Source organism: Bacillus sp. SRI_025 (assembly GCF_057592095.1).
On sequence record NZ_JBYEGB010000007.1, the window covers coordinates 141,651 to 159,396 of the forward strand.

The 17,746-nt window shown below is 40.1% G+C and carries 22 protein-coding genes, 1 pseudogene, 1 riboswitch and 1 other annotated feature; of the genes and pseudogenes, 8 read left to right on the forward strand and 15 right to left on the reverse strand.

Translation table 11 applies throughout. From position 1 onward, the window contains the following. Positions 1 to 4 precede the first annotated feature (4 nt). Positions 5 to 832 carry an aldo/keto reductase gene (locus AC20OE_RS17435; RefSeq protein WP_039176146.1) on the reverse strand — a complete coding sequence of 276 codons (828 nt, stop codon included), beginning with the start codon at positions 830 to 832 and terminating at the stop codon, positions 5 to 7. Positions 833 to 1,205: 373 nt separating this feature from the next. On the opposite strand from AC20OE_RS17435, the gene AC20OE_RS17440 reads away from it, so the two are divergent. Continuing rightward, on the forward strand, positions 1,206 to 1,490 hold the full coding sequence (locus tag AC20OE_RS17440; RefSeq protein ID WP_039176144.1) for a hypothetical protein: 285 nt from the start codon (positions 1,206 to 1,208) through the stop codon (positions 1,488 to 1,490). A 180-nt stretch (positions 1,491 to 1,670) separates the two neighbouring features. On the opposite strand, the gene AC20OE_RS17445 is transcribed toward AC20OE_RS17440, so the two are convergent. Next, positions 1,671 to 2,780: an amidase domain-containing protein gene (locus tag AC20OE_RS17445; protein WP_039176142.1), complete on the reverse strand. Its 1,110-nt coding sequence runs from the start codon at positions 2,778 to 2,780 to the stop codon at positions 1,671 to 1,673. Between the two features lie 102 nt (positions 2,781 to 2,882). Here AC20OE_RS17445 and AC20OE_RS17450 point away from each other — a divergent pair, with 102 nt between their 5' ends. Further along, positions 2,883 to 3,203, forward strand: a complete 321-nt coding sequence (locus tag AC20OE_RS17450) for a hypothetical protein (protein ID WP_039176139.1) — start codon at positions 2,883 to 2,885, stop codon at positions 3,201 to 3,203. A gap of 47 nt (positions 3,204 to 3,250) precedes the next feature. On the opposite strand, the gene AC20OE_RS17455 is transcribed toward AC20OE_RS17450, so the two are convergent. From AC20OE_RS17455 to AC20OE_RS17470, 4 genes are all read right to left on the reverse strand, one after another. Further along, positions 3,251 to 3,877 carry a protein rep gene (locus AC20OE_RS17455; protein WP_231730798.1) on the reverse strand — a complete coding sequence of 209 codons (627 nt, stop codon included), beginning with the start codon at positions 3,875 to 3,877 and terminating at the stop codon, positions 3,251 to 3,253. 138 nt (positions 3,878 to 4,015) lie between these two features. After that, positions 4,016 to 4,474 (reverse strand): 2-thiouracil desulfurase family protein, encoded by a 459-nt coding sequence (locus tag AC20OE_RS17460; protein ID WP_487269056.1) that lies wholly within the window; start codon positions 4,472 to 4,474, stop codon positions 4,016 to 4,018. Continuing rightward, positions 4,471 to 4,701 carry a hypothetical protein gene (locus tag AC20OE_RS17465; protein ID WP_052468281.1) on the reverse strand — a complete coding sequence of 77 codons (231 nt, stop codon included), beginning with the start codon at positions 4,699 to 4,701 and terminating at the stop codon, positions 4,471 to 4,473. The genes AC20OE_RS17460 and AC20OE_RS17465 overlap by 4 nt, the downstream gene beginning before the upstream one ends. Positions 4,702 to 4,812: 111 nt before the next feature. Then, a complete protein-coding gene (locus tag AC20OE_RS17470) occupies positions 4,813 to 5,271 on the reverse strand; it encodes a MarR family transcriptional regulator (RefSeq protein ID WP_058837234.1) in 459 nt (152 codons plus the stop codon). A gap of 201 nt (positions 5,272 to 5,472) precedes the next feature. Here AC20OE_RS17470 and AC20OE_RS17475 point away from each other — a divergent pair, with 201 nt between their 5' ends. After that, a complete protein-coding gene (locus tag AC20OE_RS17475; RefSeq protein ID WP_487269057.1) occupies positions 5,473 to 6,240 on the forward strand; it encodes a GNAT family N-acetyltransferase in 768 nt (255 codons plus the stop codon). 106 nt (positions 6,241 to 6,346) lie between these two features. Here AC20OE_RS17475 and AC20OE_RS17480 read toward each other — a convergent pair whose 3' ends face one another. Continuing rightward, complete coding sequence (locus AC20OE_RS17480) at positions 6,347 to 7,519, reverse strand: MFS transporter (RefSeq protein ID WP_039176133.1); 1,173 nt, start codon at positions 7,517 to 7,519, stop codon at positions 6,347 to 6,349. A 79-nt stretch (positions 7,520 to 7,598) separates the two neighbouring features. After that, positions 7,599 to 7,698, reverse strand: a riboswitch (purine riboswitch). 149 nt (positions 7,699 to 7,847) lie between these two features. Next, positions 7,848 to 8,044 (forward strand) — a binding site (T-box leader). A gap of 43 nt (positions 8,045 to 8,087) precedes the next feature. On the opposite strand from AC20OE_RS17480, the gene proS reads away from it, so the two are divergent. Both proS and AC20OE_RS17490 read left to right on the forward strand, forming a co-directional pair. After that, positions 8,088 to 9,521: a proline--tRNA ligase gene (gene proS / locus AC20OE_RS17485; protein WP_047204142.1), complete on the forward strand. Its 1,434-nt coding sequence runs from the start codon at positions 8,088 to 8,090 to the stop codon at positions 9,519 to 9,521. A 142-nt stretch (positions 9,522 to 9,663) separates the two neighbouring features. Continuing rightward, complete coding sequence (locus AC20OE_RS17490) at positions 9,664 to 9,840, forward strand: hypothetical protein (RefSeq protein ID WP_164512187.1); 177 nt, start codon at positions 9,664 to 9,666, stop codon at positions 9,838 to 9,840. Positions 9,841 to 9,875: 35 nt separating this feature from the next. Here AC20OE_RS17490 and AC20OE_RS17495 read toward each other — a convergent pair whose 3' ends face one another. The 7 genes from AC20OE_RS17495 to AC20OE_RS17525 form a co-directional block, all read right to left on the reverse strand. Beyond that, a complete protein-coding gene (locus AC20OE_RS17495) occupies positions 9,876 to 10,652 on the reverse strand; it encodes a sulfite exporter TauE/SafE family protein (protein ID WP_059374510.1) in 777 nt (258 codons plus the stop codon). A gap of 58 nt (positions 10,653 to 10,710) precedes the next feature. Then, a complete protein-coding gene (locus AC20OE_RS17500; RefSeq protein ID WP_064498746.1) occupies positions 10,711 to 10,941 on the reverse strand; it encodes a sulfurtransferase TusA family protein in 231 nt (76 codons plus the stop codon). A 33-nt stretch (positions 10,942 to 10,974) separates the two neighbouring features. Next, positions 10,975 to 12,102 carry an MBL fold metallo-hydrolase gene (locus AC20OE_RS17505; RefSeq protein WP_487269058.1) on the reverse strand — a complete coding sequence of 376 codons (1,128 nt, stop codon included), beginning with the start codon at positions 12,100 to 12,102 and terminating at the stop codon, positions 10,975 to 10,977. A gap of 15 nt (positions 12,103 to 12,117) precedes the next feature. Further along, positions 12,118 to 12,678, reverse strand: a complete 561-nt coding sequence (locus tag AC20OE_RS17510) for a sulfurtransferase TusA family protein (RefSeq protein WP_487269059.1) — start codon at positions 12,676 to 12,678, stop codon at positions 12,118 to 12,120. 46 nt (positions 12,679 to 12,724) lie between these two features. After that, positions 12,725 to 13,078 carry a rhodanese-like domain-containing protein gene (locus AC20OE_RS17515; protein ID WP_041088804.1) on the reverse strand — a complete coding sequence of 118 codons (354 nt, stop codon included), beginning with the start codon at positions 13,076 to 13,078 and terminating at the stop codon, positions 12,725 to 12,727. A 14-nt stretch (positions 13,079 to 13,092) separates the two neighbouring features. Beyond that, positions 13,093 to 13,575: a DsrE/DsrF/DrsH-like family protein gene (locus AC20OE_RS17520; RefSeq protein ID WP_041088802.1), complete on the reverse strand. Its 483-nt coding sequence runs from the start codon at positions 13,573 to 13,575 to the stop codon at positions 13,093 to 13,095. Positions 13,576 to 13,699: 124 nt separating this feature from the next. After that, positions 13,700 to 13,960 carry a metal-sensitive transcriptional regulator gene (locus AC20OE_RS17525; protein ID WP_003217059.1) on the reverse strand — a complete coding sequence of 87 codons (261 nt, stop codon included), beginning with the start codon at positions 13,958 to 13,960 and terminating at the stop codon, positions 13,700 to 13,702. Between the two features lie 186 nt (positions 13,961 to 14,146). Here AC20OE_RS17525 and AC20OE_RS17530 point away from each other — a divergent pair, with 186 nt between their 5' ends. Next, positions 14,147 to 14,653, forward strand: a complete 507-nt coding sequence (locus AC20OE_RS17530) for a hypothetical protein (protein ID WP_099662845.1) — start codon at positions 14,147 to 14,149, stop codon at positions 14,651 to 14,653. 40 nt (positions 14,654 to 14,693) lie between these two features. After that, positions 14,694 to 15,301 (forward strand): annotated as a pseudogene (locus AC20OE_RS17535) (transglutaminase-like domain-containing protein). A 141-nt stretch (positions 15,302 to 15,442) separates the two neighbouring features. Here AC20OE_RS17535 and AC20OE_RS17540 read toward each other — a convergent pair. Beyond that, a complete protein-coding gene (locus tag AC20OE_RS17540; RefSeq protein ID WP_047204154.1) occupies positions 15,443 to 16,279 on the reverse strand; it encodes a helix-turn-helix transcriptional regulator in 837 nt (278 codons plus the stop codon). 103 nt (positions 16,280 to 16,382) lie between these two features. Here AC20OE_RS17540 and fabF point away from each other — a divergent pair, with 103 nt between their 5' ends. After that, entirely contained in the window at positions 16,383 to 17,615 is a 1,233-nt protein-coding gene (fabF, locus tag AC20OE_RS17545) for a beta-ketoacyl-ACP synthase II (RefSeq protein ID WP_059374496.1), read from the forward strand. Positions 17,616 to 17,746 lie beyond the last annotated feature (131 nt).

The window sequence follows — 17,746 nt, forward strand, 5'->3', positions numbered from 1 at the left end:
TCGATTAAAAATTAAAGTTATCTGGATCTGGACCTGTGCGCTCATCTTCATTGAGCTGATCAATGACACCCATCTCATGTGTGGACAGCTCGAAATCGAAGACTTGTGTGTTTTCGATGATTCGGCTCTTCGTCACAGATTTTGGAATGGTGATAATGCCGTGCTGTAAGTCCCAGCGAAGAATCACTTGCGCTACTGACTTGTCATGTTTTTTCGCGATATCCTGAAGAACAGGATGGTTTAGAAGCTTCCCGCTTCCTAATGGCGACCACGCCTCTACATGAATTCCTTTCGATTTGCAGTAGTCTCGTAAAGGCTCCTGCGTCAGCTTCGGATGCAGCTCGATTTGATTCACCATTGGCACAACTTCTGCCTCTTCCAATAAATCCTCTAAATGATGCTGATGGAAATTACACACTCCGATCGCTCGAACGCGTCCATCCTTATATAGTTTTTCTAGCGCTTTCCATGTTTCTTTATATTTGCCTTCAACAGGCCAATGAATTAAATAAAGGTCTAATACATCTAGCCCCAGCTTGTTCATACTTGTTTCAAAGGCTTCGAGTGTTGATTCATAGCCTTGATCATTATTCCAGACCTTCGTCGTAATGAATAGATCATCGCGAGAGATGCCTGATTGCTGAATGGCTTTGCCTACCCCTTCTTCATTTTGATAGGCTGCTGCTGTATCAATGCTGCGATAGCCCGCTTCAAGAGCGTCTTTGACGGCATTTACAGCCTCATCTCCATCTTTTACTTGCCATACACCAAAGCCTAGCTTCGGCATTTTTACTCCGTTTGCTAATGTGACTGTATCTGTTAATCCACTCATCAAACAAACCTCCGCTTCCTTTTTACTTACCAAGCACTATACCCGAATTTTCTATTGATCATGCATGAATGTTCGTTGGTGTTATTTGATATATTGTCCTATATCGACCTGATTGGCGTCAACGATTTGGTATTCGCTTGTTTGATCTTTCTTTTTAGAAAAATTATATGCCGTTAGAAATGCCTGATCATAGAAAGTCATCGTATGGTGAACGCGGTGGTGAAATTATATGGATAACCAAGAAAAATGGCCCTCTATCAAATCATTAGAGAAAGAACTTCAAATCCCAGATACCACATTACGAGGATACATTCGTCAACATGGTCATCATTTGAACATATAGAAAAACGGAAAAGCAAATGAGTCCATTCCTTTGCTTAAAAAAATTCGTGGTTTATACGTAGAAGGAAAGTCTATAGAAAACATTGAGACCATCCTCACTAATGAGGGACATCCAATCACTATCACAATAGACAATCATACAGAAAGTACAGTATTGACGCTGAATGAGTCGATAGAGGAAATAAAGAATACTCTCAACTCACAAATGAATGAACAAAAACAAATCATTCAATCTCTTATTCAGACAATTAACGAACAGCAATACTACATCGAAGCTAAGCTTGAGGAACGCGACAAACACCTCATAGAGACTTAAAAAAAAATGAAGAAATGAAAAAACAGAATGCTGCTGCTCAACAAAAAAGGTGGTGGCAATTTTGAAAATAGGACACCTATGTGTGAGTGCTAAAATCTCTCGATTTCAGAAGAAGCCGACTCAATAGTCGGCTTCTTCTGCTTCTTCAAACCACAATCATCCTTATAATTGAAAATATCTTTAATTACGAATACTAGATAAATAACGTTTTCCACCCTGTTTAGAAGTAAAATATTCTCGGGTAACATTTTTTCTATTATTAGTATGATAACTGACATAGATCTTGTAATTAGCACGACTTGTAACAATTGCTGTATGATCCATCCAACCATCAGGCCAAGGTAAACCTATTTTATTATTATAATCATAATGATATACATCTCCAAGTGCTGCATTCTCATATACATCTTTCACGGTTTTCATTTTTATACCACCCGGTTCAAGTATATAGTTTCTAAAAGAACCTGCATTAATCCAAGCATTTGTATAAGGTTTCCATTCTTTAAAGTATGGCATAGAACCCGCTCTTAATGCTTGAGATACAAAATTAGTACAATCAGCATTTTTCCAATATTTATAACTCTTGTTTGGTTTTAATGCATATTTTTCCGCATATTGCATAGCTTTCCAACGATTATATCCTTTAACAGAAGAAGCTGAAACTACTAGTTCAGAACTACTTAAAGATTTAGCAGTATTAACTTCATTTTTTTTATTTTCTTGAACCTCTTCTTTATAATTTTTTAAAAATTGATCCAATTTAATATCAGAAGAATCTTGACCTTCATTTTCAAATTCTAAAGTAGGAGACTCGGAAATCGAAGCCTTCTTCATCAAAGTTTTGGACTGTTTACTCACATTCTCTTTTGTAATATCTAATTTAATATTGTCACCTAAACTAGTTTCAACGTTATCTTTTCCAAACACAAAATTTCTAATAATATAAGCTTCAACAAAAGTCTTACTTCCTTGCTTATACGTTTCAACATCTTCTATTTCATATGTGAAACTTTTCAATTTTTGTTTATCAACGCTAGTCGTAGCATAAAATACAAGAACAGCTTCATCTGTGTCTGTTAATTTCGAAACATTTTTATGAGCAAAAGGCTCATTATTTTGAAAATCAGTCTTCTGTTGTTCAAGCATCACTTTCAATTCTTTTAATCCTATATCTTTAGATACATAGACCTTCTCTTGTTCTTCATTCTCAGATGAAGCAACTACATTATTAGATACAAAAAGCAAAGTTAACAAGCAAACAAAAGCAAAAGTTAATAAAATTTTCTTCATAAAATCCTCCAATGTTTTATAATATAGGTAACATTTATCATTTACATAATTAGTAATATAACATATTATACATAAAGGAATAAAGGAAAATAGGAGGAAAAAATGAGAAAGAGAACTAAAATTATCTTATCAATATTAGCAACACTACTAATTGTATTAATATTAATGCCACCTCTTTCACCAGTATTCTTCAATAACTCCTCGGAAAAAGGTGCTATAAGACACGAAATTTATAAGCAAGGATACCCGTATCAAAGCTATTTCACAATTCTCCAAAAAAAAGAAAGTGATGATCCTTCAAGTAGTCTTTACTCTTTAATATTATTTAATGCCTGGAAAAACAAAGCTGGAAATCCATCTATATGTTATTCTAAAAAGGTAACAGAAGGTGAGTACAAAGTTAATTGTGGAACAGCTCCATAAAAATAAAGCAGGCTTATATAAGCCTGCTTTAATTAATTATGTAATTCTTAATGCCAACGTGCCATGACCTCAAACGTCTCATTGGCTACCTCATCATCATCTTCTTCAATTCTGACAAGATCCCCATCATCAGCATCAGTCAAATTGAGTTCCTTATGAATCTCCTTCAAAATCCCACCATAGCAGATCCACCGCCGTGCACTAAGTGCGTCATCTAAATAATAGACCGTATCCAAATTTTCCTCAGTCACTTCATTACCTTGTATCACGTCATTCACTGGATACTTAGAAATCTCTAAAATAGCTTTCTGCTCTTCCATTTCTGCGTGCACTTCTTTTTCAATCGATTCCGCATTAATTCCCTTTTTTCCTTTGACCCGCTGCACGTGAACAATCGGTGTATAATCCAATTTTATCGCACGCTTCCAAAGGCTTGTCCACTCTGCCTGCTTTATATAACGTTTACCAGTGAAATAGCTTCTCTTCACGGGAATTGGTACATGAAAATGAGGGTGGTATGTATTTTGTTCATGATGTTTTGTAATCTCTAAAGCTCTAAAATATCCAAGAACCGAAGTTTTCACAGCTTTATATCCAAACAATCGGTTCCACGCTTTCATCATATCTGAAATCGCCTGTTTCAGGTCGTCCCCATCAACGTTTCTAACTGTCAAAGTGAGAAATATCCATGCAGGCTTATATTGCCTGTTTGCTTCTTCAACACTTATTCTCATACACCATGATCAAATAAGACTCTTTTGAGGCTTTTTTGGCTTTTTCAACCTATCTCCTCCTTCTATTCACCACACCTATCAAAACAGCGAAATCCAATCATCCTCCTCAGAGAAAACCCGAATCCCATGCTGTTTTAGCAAGGCGGATGTCACACCATCCCCAGCTTTTGTCCTGCCGTTAAAATCACCGCGATAAATCATCCGGCTGCCGCAGGAAGGGCTGTACTCTTTTAACACAACTGCTGTCGCTTTCAGAGACTGAACCTGTTCCAGCGTGGCCGTCGCACCTTTTACATACATCTCCGTGACATCAGTTCCATGCACATCAATCACGGAGGCGAGACCCTGTAATACATCATGTCCGTCTCCGCCAATGATTTCCGCGGGAGGTCTTGGCGTGGAGAAACCGCCAAGCAGCTCAGGACAAACTGTGACTGCCTTTCCCTCTTGAACAAGCTCTTCAATACGCTGATCTAATCGATGGCTGCCATTATAACGAACCTTCAACCCAGCAAGACAAGCACTGACGACAATCATGTATGTTCCTCACTTTTTTTGCTGACTTTAAAATAAATACAGACAGGCAAGAAACATATCGTATTCACCAAAAAGGGCAGAGCACAATACAAAGCAGCAGCCCAAATTGATCCTTCAACTCCTGTGATGCCAAAAAAGTAAACAAATAATAGCAAGCTGACAAACAATCCCACGAATGGCATGATGAATGCGTATTTTTTATAATTTTCTATCATTTCTTTCTCCAATGAGGCTCCCTCCCTTTCATCATGGCCAAGAACAACGTTAATATATGTTAATTTTACCATAAAAAAACCGAAACCATCATCTCCTTTTGTGCGATGGTTTCGGTTTTTTATCTATATCTTTTCTTTCCAAGCCTTTAAGAAGCGCTCAATGACTTGTAATTCATCCTCATGAAACTGGTGGAGAAATTCTAAATAAGACATGACTGCTTTATCATGTAGTTCATCATGCAGCGCAGCCAATTGCTGCCCTTCCTCTGTCAAAGAATAATAGACAGATTTCTTATCCCCTTGCCGGTGGCAATAGTCCACCATGCCTTTTTCAATTAGTTTTTTCACGGCCTTTGTAATTGCTGGCTTTGATAGTTTCAGTTGTTGAGATAGAAATGTATTATTTGATTCGTTTGGATTGGCTTGAATCATGGATAAAATGTGAAGCTGTGTGAGTGTCCATTCTTGTTTGAGTGTATCAGTCGTGGTAATCAGTGGGTCTGTTGGATCATTCCGTCTCTTTTCCCTATGCATAATCAGATCTTGAATCGCTTTTAATACAATCTGCTCTTTTGTTTCCATCTGAACCTCCACTCTTAACTGGTTAATAAAATGGTACTAATAATTAAGAAAGGAGTCAAAAGAAATGTCGACGTGAGTAAAATAATAGGTCAACAGACCCAAAAATTACATATGTACTTTTTTACTAGACTCCCCTCATCCTGTCACATGCTATAATCATGGGGATGTCATCCAATTTATCATAATGAAAAGGTGAGCTAAATGAAACCCGAACAACAAATGGCCATTCGCCAATTAGAAGAAAAGATACACCTGTTTTCTTCTGCTGTGAACGGAACCTTTCTCGCAACTGACGATTTCGTTCTATCCAATACTCATATATCGACTGACACGTTCAATTTGTTCTTACCGACATCAGCTCAAATCCAAGATCCGAAAAAAGTGAAAGCAGCCATTGAACACATGCGGTCACAGAAACTCATCTTCAGCACATGGATCGATCACCATTTACTCCATCCTGATTGGGCTGACTTATTGAAGGAATATGAGCTTCAAGAGGTCGAACGCAATACCATCATGATGCTTGAGCATACAGGTGATATTGATCCAGTCACATCCTCATCACTTACAATCAAGGAAGTACTTGATGAGCAGACTCTCTTTGATTACAAACATATCTTTATTGAACTATTCAAAGGGTCGACTGAGGCCGCCGCCTTAGAAGTTTATTTCCAGCGTTTTTCGATTGAATCATTACACTCAAAAGCCCGCATGTTCGTGGGGTATGAACACCATAAGCCGGTCACAACAGGCTTATTATTCGAGACAAACGACAGCTACGGTATTTATGATGTCATAACAAGGGCAGAACACCGCGGAAAAGGACTTGGCAGTGACATGTTTCATTACCTTCTAACCCAGACAGAGAATAAACAAAAGTGTGTCATCTTACAAGCATCAGCGGACGGAAAAAATATTTACCAACGTGCCGGCTTCCAACCAATCAGCGAAATGGCCGTTTTTGAATAGAATGGTATTTTGATTTTGAAACGAACATAAAAAAGCTGCCTATCTTTAGGCAGCCATAGATTGTTGACAAAGGGCTAAAATGATCTTGATTTTAGCCCTTTGTCTTCTATTCAGCATGATGCTGACGATCCATATAAAGCGGCGGTCTCTTAAGCGAAATCACCGCACAGCTAAAGGCAATCAGTACAAACACAGCACCGAATTTAGCCAGATCAACAGATGAACCGGTCATCGTAAACATGACTCCGCCAACCGCTGATCCAATCGAAATGCCGATTTGCAAGGCCGATGTATTTAAGCTCTGCTGAATATCCGACGTGACCGGATCTGTTTGAATCAAATAGCTCTGCAAAGCAGGCGTCAATGCCCAGCTGAGCGCACCCCAAAGGACAACCATCACCATAAAGAGCGCGAACACACCCGCTGTATAAGGAATGGTAAACATGACAACCGCAAACGCTATTGTCACAAGCAAAATGGCTTTCCCTGAACCCAGTCTGTCACTCAGCCAGCCGCCAAACCCATTCCCGCCTATAGACGCAAGCCCGAAGACCAAATAACAAATACTAATCCAAAACGGGGTCATATGCAGAACTTCCATCAGAAATGGCGTGAAATAAGAATAAAGCATATAATGTCCTGCAAGCATAAACAAACTAATCAGGTGTGCACTAAAAATTTTCGGATGCCCTAAAGAACGAATCTGCTCTCTAAGAGGCGTGACTTTTTCAACAGGCATTTTTTCCAATAGAAAATAGATCAGCACCATCGATATGGCAGAAAGAATACTGATTCCTAAAAACATCACTCTCCAGCCAAAGCTCTCTGTAATAAAAATACCGATCGGTACACCGAGAACAAGTGAGGAACTAATGCCAATAAAAATCAATCCTAATGCTTTTGCACGATGCGCTGGTTCCACTAATTTGGCAGTGATCGTCAAAGATAACACCACCACAAGCGCTGTGCTCATTGCGATCAATACCCGTGAGATCATCACAAGGGCAAAGGTCGAGCTAAAATAAGTGAACACATTCCCTAATGTAAACACCAATAACGCGATTAAATAAAGACGCTTTCGTTCGATTTTGGCTGTGGCGGTCAGCAGCACAGGTGCTGATATGGCATACACAATCGCAAATACCGTAATGAGCTGCCCAGCTGTTGCAAGAGACACATTCAAATCCTCTGCAAGGCTTGGCAGAATGCCCCCGACCACAAGCTCAACTAATCCAACCGCAAAAGTAGAAACGGCTAATAAATATACTCTCCAGTTCATGTCTAACATCCCTTCTCTCTATATCATCGCTTTCACTTTTGATACAGGGTGCAGACAAACAAAAAAACCCTGATTACAAAAAAGGAAAGCGCGCTTTTGTAATCAGGATTTATCGGATCCTGGTAGAAACCCTCAAACCATATTATTGAGGTTATACAAGTCTATTTTTTTCTTCAAATATATTAGCATAGCCTTTCATAACTCGCAAGCTGTAAAAATAGAAAAATACTGCCATTCCAATCCTTAAGCAAAAGGCGCCAAAAAGGCAATCAGAACAACTTGCTTTCTCCTTCATTTACAGGTAAACTGATGAAAAATCAACGAACAAGGATCAACGTAGATCTGGAATAGTAGCTTGAATCGATCTTTAACAGAGAGGGAACGGTGCTGAGAAGTTCCTACTGACATCTTCAAGTGAACCTGCCGATTTAGTTCTGTTTCATACAGCGGTTCATACCGTTATCATGAATTGAGTGTAAAGCTGTGCTTTAAATTAGGGTGGTACCACCAGGAATGGTCCCTAACTTAAAGTACAGCTTTTTTGTTTTTTAAAAAGGAGGAACCTGCAATGTCAAAGAAACAATTTGTTGAGAAAATTACAAGCATGGAAGACGACTTTGCCCAATGGTATACAGATGTTGTCACAAAGGCGCGGCTCGTCGATTATTCAAGCGTGAGAGGCAGTATGATCATTCAGCCGTACGGCTTTAAAATCTGGGAGAATATTCGCGACGAACTTGACCGCCAGATTAAAGAAACGGGTCATGAGAATGTCTATATGCCGCTCTTTATCCCAGAGAGCCTGCTGCAGCAGGAAAAGGATCATATCGAAGGCTTTGCTCCTGAAGTGGCGTGGGTCACACATGGCGGTGAATCCGAATTACAAGAAAGGCTCTGCGTCAGACCAACCTCTGAAGTGCTGTTCGCTGAGCATTATAAAAACATTATTCATTCCTACCGCGATTTACCAAAGCTATATAACCAATGGGCCAATGTCGTCCGCTGGGAAAAGACAACACGTCCCTTCCTTAGAACCCTTGAATTCCTATGGCAGGAAGGACACACGTGCCATGAGACTGAGCAAGAAGCGATTGAAGAAACAGAAAGAATGCTTCACACTTACGCTTCTCTTTGCGAAGATCTCCTTGCCATTCCTGTCATTAAAGGGAGAAAAACAGAGAAGGAAAAATTCGCCGGCGCTCGCTTCACCTATACGGTCGAAAGCTTGATGCATGATGGAAAAGCGCTCCAAACTGCCACTTCTCATTTCTTCGGGAACGGATTTGCAAAGGCGTTTGGCATTGAATTTTTAAACCGTGAAGGAAAACTAGAGCATGTCCAGCAGACTTCATGGGGCTTCACAACAAGAATCATCGGCGCTATGATTATGGTGCATGGCGACGACAGAGGGCTTGTCCTCCCACCAAATATTGCGCCAACCCAAGTGCGTATCGTGCCAATCGCTTCTCATAAAGAAGGTGTGCTGGATCATGCCTACGAATTGAAGGATCGCCTCGCCCGCATCGCACGTGCTGACATCGATGCAAGCGATAAACAGCCTGGCTGGAAATTCAACGAATGTGAAATGCAGGGTATTCCGCTTCGTGTAGAAGTAGGACCAAAGGACATCGAAAAAGGACAGGTGATGCTCGCAAGACGAGACACTGGTGAAAAGCAAGCTGTCACGTTAGATGCACTTGAACAAACCATCACAGCAACGCTTGAAGACATCCAGCAGACCATGTACGAAAAGGCAAAAGAACGATTACATGAAAAAACATCACAAGCCCACACGATCGAAGACATCGAGCAAATTCTTGCGGAAGAAAACAGATTGATTAAAGCCATGTGGTGCGGTGACGAAGCCTGTGAAAACGATATTAAAGAAAGAACAGGGGCGACTTCACGCTGTATCCCATTTGAACAGGAAACCATTTCTGACACATGTGTCTGCTGCGGAAAGCCTGCATCTGATATGGTGTTCTGGGCGAAAGCCTATTAAGAATATGAACGATAAAGAAGCATCTCAGGATGCTTCTTTTTTTGTTAAAAAGACCCAAACACCCATTGACCTCACCTGCATGATCCCCTATAATTCATATTAATATAATCGGTTTTTAAGACTTTAACTGGAGTGGTGATATATGAAACGCTGGCCCTCATTCTTTGCCGAACGCTGTCCTAAATGTAGAACAGCATTAGAAGTCTCAAAGTCCAATGCCCTGCAAGGCAAAGTCGTGAAAACATGTCCCAACCTTCATTATCAAAAAGAGTACCACCCCGCACTAGAAACGTATATCGAGCACGATGATGTCAAATAAAAAAGACCAACACGTTTGCTCTGTTGGTCTTTCTTTTATAAAATATCCAGCCAAATTTTGACCGCTGTCGCTGTAATCATTACAGCAAGGGCCCATTGCAAATAGACGGCGTTGATTTTCTGACCGACCTTAGCACCAAGCGGAGCGGCTGCCAAACTTGCGGCCATCAGCACAATCGCAGGAAGAAGCATGACTTGACCCGTCAATACCTTTCCAGTCGATGCGCCTATAGCAGAAAGAAATGTAATCGCAAGTGACGACGCTATCGTCATCCGTACAGGAATTTTTAAAATAGACAGCATGACAGGTACTAAAATAAATGCACCGCCTGCGCCTAATACCCCGGAAACACTGCCAATTACAAAGGCAATACCTGATGCCAGTCCTTTATGAAAAGTGACTTCACCCTCTGCGTCTGCACGCTGTCCTTTTTTCGGAATCAGCATGAGAATAACCGCCACAATGGCAAGTAATCCATAGACGAGGTTCATCCCTTTCTCTGGCATAAAATGTGATACATAACTGCCTAATAAGCTGCCCGCCAATATACTGCTTCCCATATATAAAATCAGCGAGCGATGTAAATATCCGCTTTTCCGATACGCCAGTACACCACCCAGCGTCGAAAAAAGCACTTGAATGGCGCCAATCCCTGAAACCTCGTGTGCTGATAATGCCATCACACCGAGAAGAGGCGGGATATAAAGCAGCATGGGATAGTTGATCACAGATCCGCCGATCCCCACCATTCCTGATAAGAAGGAACCAATACATCCGATGATAAAAAGTGTAATCAAAAACGCAAAATCCACGCTGGTCTCCTCCTTTGCAAAAGGAAAAGGGGATCTTCAGCAGATACCCCTACATCCTTTAGGACCCTTTTCTCATCCAGAACTTCAGCACGCGACCTTCTTCTGTCTGCGTGATCAATTCATGTCCGCTTGACTTCGCCCATGCAGCTAAGTCAGCTTTAGCCCCTTTATCTGTTGCATGTATTTCTAAAACTTGACCTTCCGCCAAGTCGTTCATTTTTTTCTTTGTTCGAATAATCGGCATTGGGCATGCAAGCCCTGTTACGTCTAATAGTTGATCAGATGTCATTTGATCGTTCCTCTTTTCTTATTTTATTGAACATTACCGAATCGCACAACGGTTTGGACCAATTTCCATTTCCCGCTGCTCTTCATCGTCTGGAGTCAATTTCCCCATGTTGGTATACCGAATGTCTTGATAGGCGTTTGGCTGTGCAGGAAGATTCTTCGTGACCATTTGTCTAAATACATCTTCATCTTCAATGTTCAGTCCATGATTTTCTTCAAATAGAACGCCAAGTTCCTTCCAAACGCTTCCGTCTTCATTCACTTCTTCCATGATCATGAAATGCGCAGGTAAAACAATTAATTCTTTCGAAAGCGCCATATATCGGTCATAAAGTGTTTCTCTCAAATCACCTACCCAGTCCTCCGCCAGTCCAGCGAGATCAGGTCTTCCGATAGAATCAACGAACAAAATATCACCTGAAAGAAGAAATTGATTGTCTACGATAAAAGATGTTGAGCCGATCGTATGTCCCGGGGAATAAATGGGTTGAATGTCGATGGAAGCTGTTCCAATCGTTATCCGCTGTCCTTCTTCAAGATGTTTGTACTCAAAGGTTACCTCTTCTGCATCTTTTGGTGGCAGCCAGTAAGCAGCTCCTGTCTGATCAGCTAGTTTTTTCCCACCAGAAATATGATCCGCATGAAGGTGAGTATCCAGCACATGCGCCACCGAAACATCATGCTTTTTCGCAAAATCGATATAGACCTCCGTCATTCGAGCAGCATCCACAACCGCAGCTTCTCCATTGGACATGATCATATAGGACAGACACCCTTTGCCCATCCGTACAAATTGATACAGCTCTCCACCGCCGCTTAAATCACCAATCTTCACTGGCTCGACATGCTCACTCCATGCCTTCATACCACCTTGTAAATAACTGACCGTTCTGCCCGCCTCTGACAGCATCTCCGCCACCATAATAGAGGAGCCCTCTTTGGCACACACAACGAGCACTTCTCGGTCTGTTGGTACTTTCTCGACCATATCCTCTACGCCATCAAGAAGCTCAAAGTAAGGCACATTGATATAATCAACGGCTTTTCCTTCAATCTTCCAGTCCTGTACATCTGATTCGTTTCGTACATCTAACAAAAAGATGGGCTCTTTGTTGATAATCTTTTTTGTTAACTGTTCTGCTGTCATTTCTTTTACAGACATCGTTTTATTCAGCTCCTATTTTTCAATCTCTCCTGTCCAGCTGTTCATGCCTGGCACTATATTCACTAATTGTTGAAATCCTTTTTCTTTTAACTTTTGCGCGGCTAATTCACTTCTTCTGCCTGAATGACAGATGAGGTAAATAAGCGTATCCTGGCTCAATTCTTCTGCACGGTGTTCGACTTCTCCAAGAGGGATGTGAACAGCTCCTGGAATATGCCCTGCCTCGTATTCATCTAGCTCCCGTACATCTAAAATAAACAAAGATTGATCTTCTTTTACCTTCTGTTGGAACGTATTCAAAGGTATTTCTGAAATCATTGACTCCCCTTCTTTCTCTTGCACTCCACCCTTACGTATCAAATGATGAAGCACCTGTCCTTCTACTTTTGTTCCTAAAAATTCGTGGCCGGCACTCTTTGACCATGCCGCTAGATCCGCTGCTGATCCTTTATCGGTAGCTTGCACCTCAAGCACGTCTCCTGGTAATAGCTCATTCATTTGTTTTTTTGTTTTCACAATCGGCATCGGACATGCCAATCCTTTTGCATCTAAAATGACAGTTGGTTGCTGCACGTGATGTCCTCCTTTATATAGGGGTGGGGGTATATTTTATACTTACTTAATGCCAAGCATTCATGCCACCCTTGATATTCGTAATTTGTGTAAATCCTTGCTTCTTCAATATTTTAGCTGCCTGCATACTTCTCATCCCGCTTTGGCATATCACATAAACCTCTTTGTCTTTCGCAAGCTGATTTGCTCGTTCTTTTAGCTGAGGTAAGGGGATGTTGCGAAATCCTTTAATATGGTTTGTTTGAAATTCTACAGGAGACCGAACGTCAATCAGTTGTTGATGCTGCCTACGCAATTGAGGTTTCATATCGGCTGCATCAATTTGTTTTACACCCTTTACAGGAAGAAAACGGCTCACCAGCAAACCAATGACGATGATGATCAAAAGTGTTTGAATCATGTGTTAACACCTCACTAGATAAATAAATTCACATTCCCAATTTCAGCCTCTGCTAAATACGCCGCCACACCAGCATATTGAATATCATCTAATAACTCTTTCTCCTGCAATCCTAAAAGGTCCATCGTCATTGTACATGCCACGAGGTTAATCTCCTGTTCCTTCGCCATATCAATGAGCTGCGGCAAAGTCATGGCATTGTGCTTTTTGATGACGTGCTTAATCATCTTCGGGCCCATACCAGCAAAATTCATCTTTGAAATGCCCATTCGATCAGCCCCGCGCGGCATCATCTTGCCAAACATTTTTTCTAAAAAACCTTTTTTCATTGGCACCATCTCATCCTTGCGCAAGGCATTCAGCCCCCAAAACGTATGAAAAATTGTCACCTCATGATCATAGGCTGCTGCACCATTGGCAATAATGTAAGCCGCCATCGCTTTATCATAATCTCCACTAAATAGCACAATAGTCGTTCGTTTTTTCTGTTCTTCCATTCTGCTCCTCCTTTTTCAATTACCCTTGGGGGTATATATAAAATAAAAAATATATACATATACCGGTAAGGGTATATTATAACAAGTAAAAAAATCCGTCAACCTCCAAAGGCTGAAGAATTTCTTACCGGCTTTTCACCAATAGCTCAACCGCTTCTTTCACAAGACCCTCCGTATCCTTGCCTTGTTCAAGACTTTCACGGACACATTGCTCAAGATTTGTACTCACAATCACACCCATTGCACGATCAATGGCATTGCGTGATGCAGACAGCTGCGTCACCACCTCGCGGCAATCCTTTCCTTGCTCCATCATCGCAAGAACCCCTTTAATCTGCCCCTCAATCCGGCGAAGACGATTCTTCATCTGCTGATTATATTCCATTCACAAGTACCCCTTTCTATTGAATTCCTATGAACAGATAGTATACCCTAAGAGGTATTTAGTCAAACAACTTGTCCTTCTCTTTTGTAGAGAACGTATGTGAAAATAATTGCACATTCCACCATTTATTGATAAAAAGAAAATAATCAACGAACGAGAAATCATTGAAAGAAAAGAGGACAGCCCATGACTTTACATCATTATATTGGATCAAACAAAGAACTGCCGCTTGGTACCATTGGTCAAAATCCTACCTATAAACCACTCTCTGAACTCAATATCAAATTGTTTGATCAAAAACAAAAAAAGCACAAAACCTATCAAAAAGAAGATCCTTTGATAGAAGTATTCGAAACAGAAGAGGATTTCGAAGGCATTCACATTGATTATTTAGATCCTTTCTATGAAACGGTAAGAAACAAATTCACACATCCTTTTGTTTATGAATTGGACATCATTCATTCTCTTCGTGCACTTTTTAAATTCATTGAAAAAGAGCTTTCAAAAGGAGAAACCATCGAAATCTATTCTTGTCTAAATGAACTCGAAACGAAAGAAAAGGATGATCGATTGGATGTAGAAATTGACCTAAGCAAAAAACGGTTTGGAAAACATATCTATTTTAAAGACATCAATGAACTGATTGATATGTTTGAGTTAGAAAACTTACAATATGTGTTGGTGAAGAAATAGACCTCCTGCGGTAAAAGTATAGAGAAAAGGAGACACTATCATGAACTTGACATGTGAATCTAAAAATTTTGATGATTATTTATGTGAACTAGCTGAAGTTGATTATTCTCATCCTCTTATTCGAGCAAAATCAAATGAACTTTTCAACCCTTTGCAGACAGAAATAGAAAAAGCAAAAGCAGCCTATGAGTTTGTTCGAGATGAAATTCCCCATACATGGGATATCCAATCCAAACGAGTGACTTGTCATGCATCTGAGGTATTAACTTATAAAGAGGGAATTTGCTATGCAAAGTCAACCTATTAGCTGCTCTATTGCGCTCACAAGGAATACCCACAGGTTTCTGTTACCAGCGGTTAATGTTGTTCGATACGCCAGATAAAGGATATTGTATTCACGCATTAAATGCTGTATTTTTTCATTCACTTAATAAATGGATTCGATTAGACTCTCGCGGCAACAAAACAGGAATTGATGCTCAATTCTCACTTGATCATGAAAGATTAGCTTTTCATACTCAACAAGAATTAGATGAAGTCGACTATCCTTTGATATATGTTAAACCACATCCAAAAACAAGGAGCGTTTTAAAAGAACATACAGATGCTATTGAGATGTATAAACACCATTTACCAGAAACGTTATAGGCTTAGGGGGCAAATAGACTTCGACAAAGCCAAACGTGAAAATAAACCAGTGCTTATCAGCATCGGTTATGCCCACTTGTCGCTGACGGCATAGGATCTATTTTATATGTAATAGCCATAATAACTTCATCCAAACAATAGCTAGCCTTCAATTAAACGTTTCAACTTAAGCTCCGTATCAGTATCCTCAACTGGAGTATAGACACTGCATCTTAAATCAGTATCCCCATACACTTGTAATGAAGTGAGGTTAAACAACATTTTACCTGCCTTAGCATGACGAAATTCAATTAATACTTCAGGCGCATAGCTGATCTCATTTTCATTCCAAATTTTACGGAACTCAGGATATGCCTGCTCCATTTCTTCTATAAATTGCTCATACCAGTCATCAGCTACATACTGTCCATAATACGTTCTAAATATGGCGATATATCCTCTAACAAAATGCTCCCAATTCACGGCCAGACTTTTAAATTCCTTTCTTGCGAATAGTAAGCGTATGATATTCCTTTCTGCCGGAATGATTTGTTCAAAATCCAAAAACACATTAGCTGCTGCTTGATTCCACCCAACAATTTGACTTCTTCTATCAGATATTATCGTTGGGCAATAACGAAGCTCCTGCAACATTTTCACTAAAGCCGGACTGATTTCCTTCTCATTCTCAATAATAAAGGATTGTTTCACTCCTTCCTCTAACGCTAAAGCGTACAAATATCTCCTTTCATCGTTATTTAATTGTAATGCTCGAGAAATCGCATCTAATACCGAAGTAGATACTTTTATATCTCTGCCTTGCTCTAACCATGTATACCAAGTAAGACTCACACCGGCTAGTTGAGCCACTTCTTCTCTTCTTAATCCTGGTGTTCTTCTACGGGTTCCTACAGGTAAACCAACCATTTGGGGCGTAATTTTCGAACGTTGGTTTTTTAGAAATTCTGATAATGCTTGAAGTCTTGTTTCAGGTTTCATGAAGATCTCCCTTTAAAATATTATTAATTATACTAGGATAAACAACAACTTGTAATAGGATAACACAATGGCTAAAGTTAATAAAAACAAGGAGGGAATGATCATGAAAAGAGTTGTCATTACTGGAATGGGAATTATTTCTCCACTTGGAAATGATGTAAATAGCTTTTGGAATCAACTAATCAAAGGACAATCGGGAATATCTCTCATTGATTCTTTTGATACAACTGATTATAAAACAAAAATAGCCGGAATCGTTCGTGATTTCGATGCAGATGAAATATTGGGAAGAAAAGAAGCAAAACGTTTAGATCGCTTTAGTCAGTTTGCCTTAGCAGCAGCCGAACAAGCATTAGAAAATTCACAATTACAGTTAGATCAAGTTGATCTTGAACGTTTAGGCGTATATGTTGGTTCAGGAATCGGGGGTATCCAATCGCTTGTTGATCAAGTGAATGTATTAGATAAACGAGGTCCCTCAAGAGTAAGCCCCAGCCTTGTCCCCATGATGATTTCAAATGCGGCTGCGGCCCAAATCAGCATAAGATTAGGGGCACAAGGGCCATCATTGTCACCAGTCACAGCTTGTTCTATTGGGAACACCTCTATTGGTGAAGCTTTCAATGCGATCCGAAATGATGATGCAGATATTATATTTGCCGGTGGAGCAGAAGCTGCCATCTCACAAATATCTTTGGCCAGTTTTGGAAATGCACATGCACTATCTACTAGAAACCAAGAGCCAAGCCTAGCCAGCCGTCCATTTGATACAGATAGAGATGGTTTTGTGATGAGTGAAGGCGCAGGTATCTTAGTATTAGAATCATTAGAAAACGCAATTCTTAGGGATGCACCGATATTATGTGAAGTAGTGGGATACGGAGCTAGTTCAGATGCTCATCATATGGTAGCATCACACCCAGAAGGTAAAGGTGCCTACTTAGCCATGAAAAAAGCATTGAGAAGTGCAAACATATCAACAGATGAAATTGATGTTATTAGTGCTCATGCAACAAGTACACAAGTAGGTGATCGTTCAGAAGTTCTAGCAATTAAGAAATTATTTGGTGATCGTTCAGGTGAAATTCCAACAACGGCAAACAAGTCAATGACTGGGCACATGTTTGGTGCTGCCGGCGGAGTAGAAGCCATTGCTTTAGTGGAAAGTTTGAGACGAGGAATGATTCCGCCAACTATTAATGTAGAGAATCAAGATCCAGACTGCAATTTAGATGTTGTATTAGAAGCGAGGGAGCTTCCATTGAAATATGGGCTATCCAATTCTTTTGGTTTTGGAGGACATAATTCAGCCATCTTGTTCAAACATTACGATTGATCAAGGGTGTATAGCCCTTGATTTTTTTCATTTTGGGAATACCTCACAGACAAATGATGACGGGCAACAGCAATCTGATATATTAAATAGAGAAAAGAGAATACTAAAAAACATATAGAAAGGAAGGTGAT

Coding starts and splice junctions, on each gene's coding strand:
- AC20OE_RS17435 (WP_039176146.1), bottom strand. CDS start 832: ATGAGTGGATTAACAGATACAGTCACATTAGCAAACGGAGTAAAAATG.
- AC20OE_RS17445 (WP_039176142.1), bottom strand. CDS start 2,780: ATGAAGAAAATTTTATTAACTTTTGCTTTTGTTTGCTTGTTAACTTTG.
- AC20OE_RS17450 (WP_039176139.1), top strand. CDS start 2,883: ATGAGAAAGAGAACTAAAATTATCTTATCAATATTAGCAACACTACTA.
- AC20OE_RS17460 (WP_487269056.1), bottom strand. CDS start 4,474: ATGATTGTCGTCAGTGCTTGTCTTGCTGGGTTGAAGGTTCGTTATAAT.
- AC20OE_RS17470 (WP_058837234.1), bottom strand. CDS start 5,271: ATGGAAACAAAAGAGCAGATTGTATTAAAAGCGATTCAAGATCTGATT.
- AC20OE_RS17475 (WP_487269057.1), top strand. CDS start 5,473: ATGAAACCCGAACAACAAATGGCCATTCGCCAATTAGAAGAAAAGATA.
- AC20OE_RS17480 (WP_039176133.1), bottom strand. CDS start 7,519: ATGAACTGGAGAGTATATTTATTAGCCGTTTCTACTTTTGCGGTTGGA.
- proS (WP_047204142.1), top strand. CDS start 8,088: ATGTCAAAGAAACAATTTGTTGAGAAAATTACAAGCATGGAAGACGAC.
- AC20OE_RS17490 (WP_164512187.1), top strand. CDS start 9,664: ATGAAACGCTGGCCCTCATTCTTTGCCGAACGCTGTCCTAAATGTAGA.
- AC20OE_RS17500 (WP_064498746.1), bottom strand. CDS start 10,941: ATGACATCTGATCAACTATTAGACGTAACAGGGCTTGCATGCCCAATG.
- AC20OE_RS17505 (WP_487269058.1), bottom strand. CDS start 12,102: ATGTCTGTAAAAGAAATGACAGCAGAACAGTTAACAAAAAAGATTATC.
- AC20OE_RS17515 (WP_041088804.1), bottom strand. CDS start 13,078: ATGATTCAAACACTTTTGATCATCATCGTCATTGGTTTGCTGGTGAGC.
- AC20OE_RS17520 (WP_041088802.1), bottom strand. CDS start 13,575: ATGGAAGAACAGAAAAAACGAACGACTATTGTGCTATTTAGTGGAGAT.
- AC20OE_RS17525 (WP_003217059.1), bottom strand. CDS start 13,960: ATGGAATATAATCAGCAGATGAAGAATCGTCTTCGCCGGATTGAGGGG.
- AC20OE_RS17530 (WP_099662845.1), top strand. CDS start 14,147: ATGACTTTACATCATTATATTGGATCAAACAAAGAACTGCCGCTTGGT.
- AC20OE_RS17540 (WP_047204154.1), bottom strand. CDS start 16,279: ATGAAACCTGAAACAAGACTTCAAGCATTATCAGAATTTCTAAAAAAC.
- fabF (WP_059374496.1), top strand. CDS start 16,383: ATGAAAAGAGTTGTCATTACTGGAATGGGAATTATTTCTCCACTTGGA.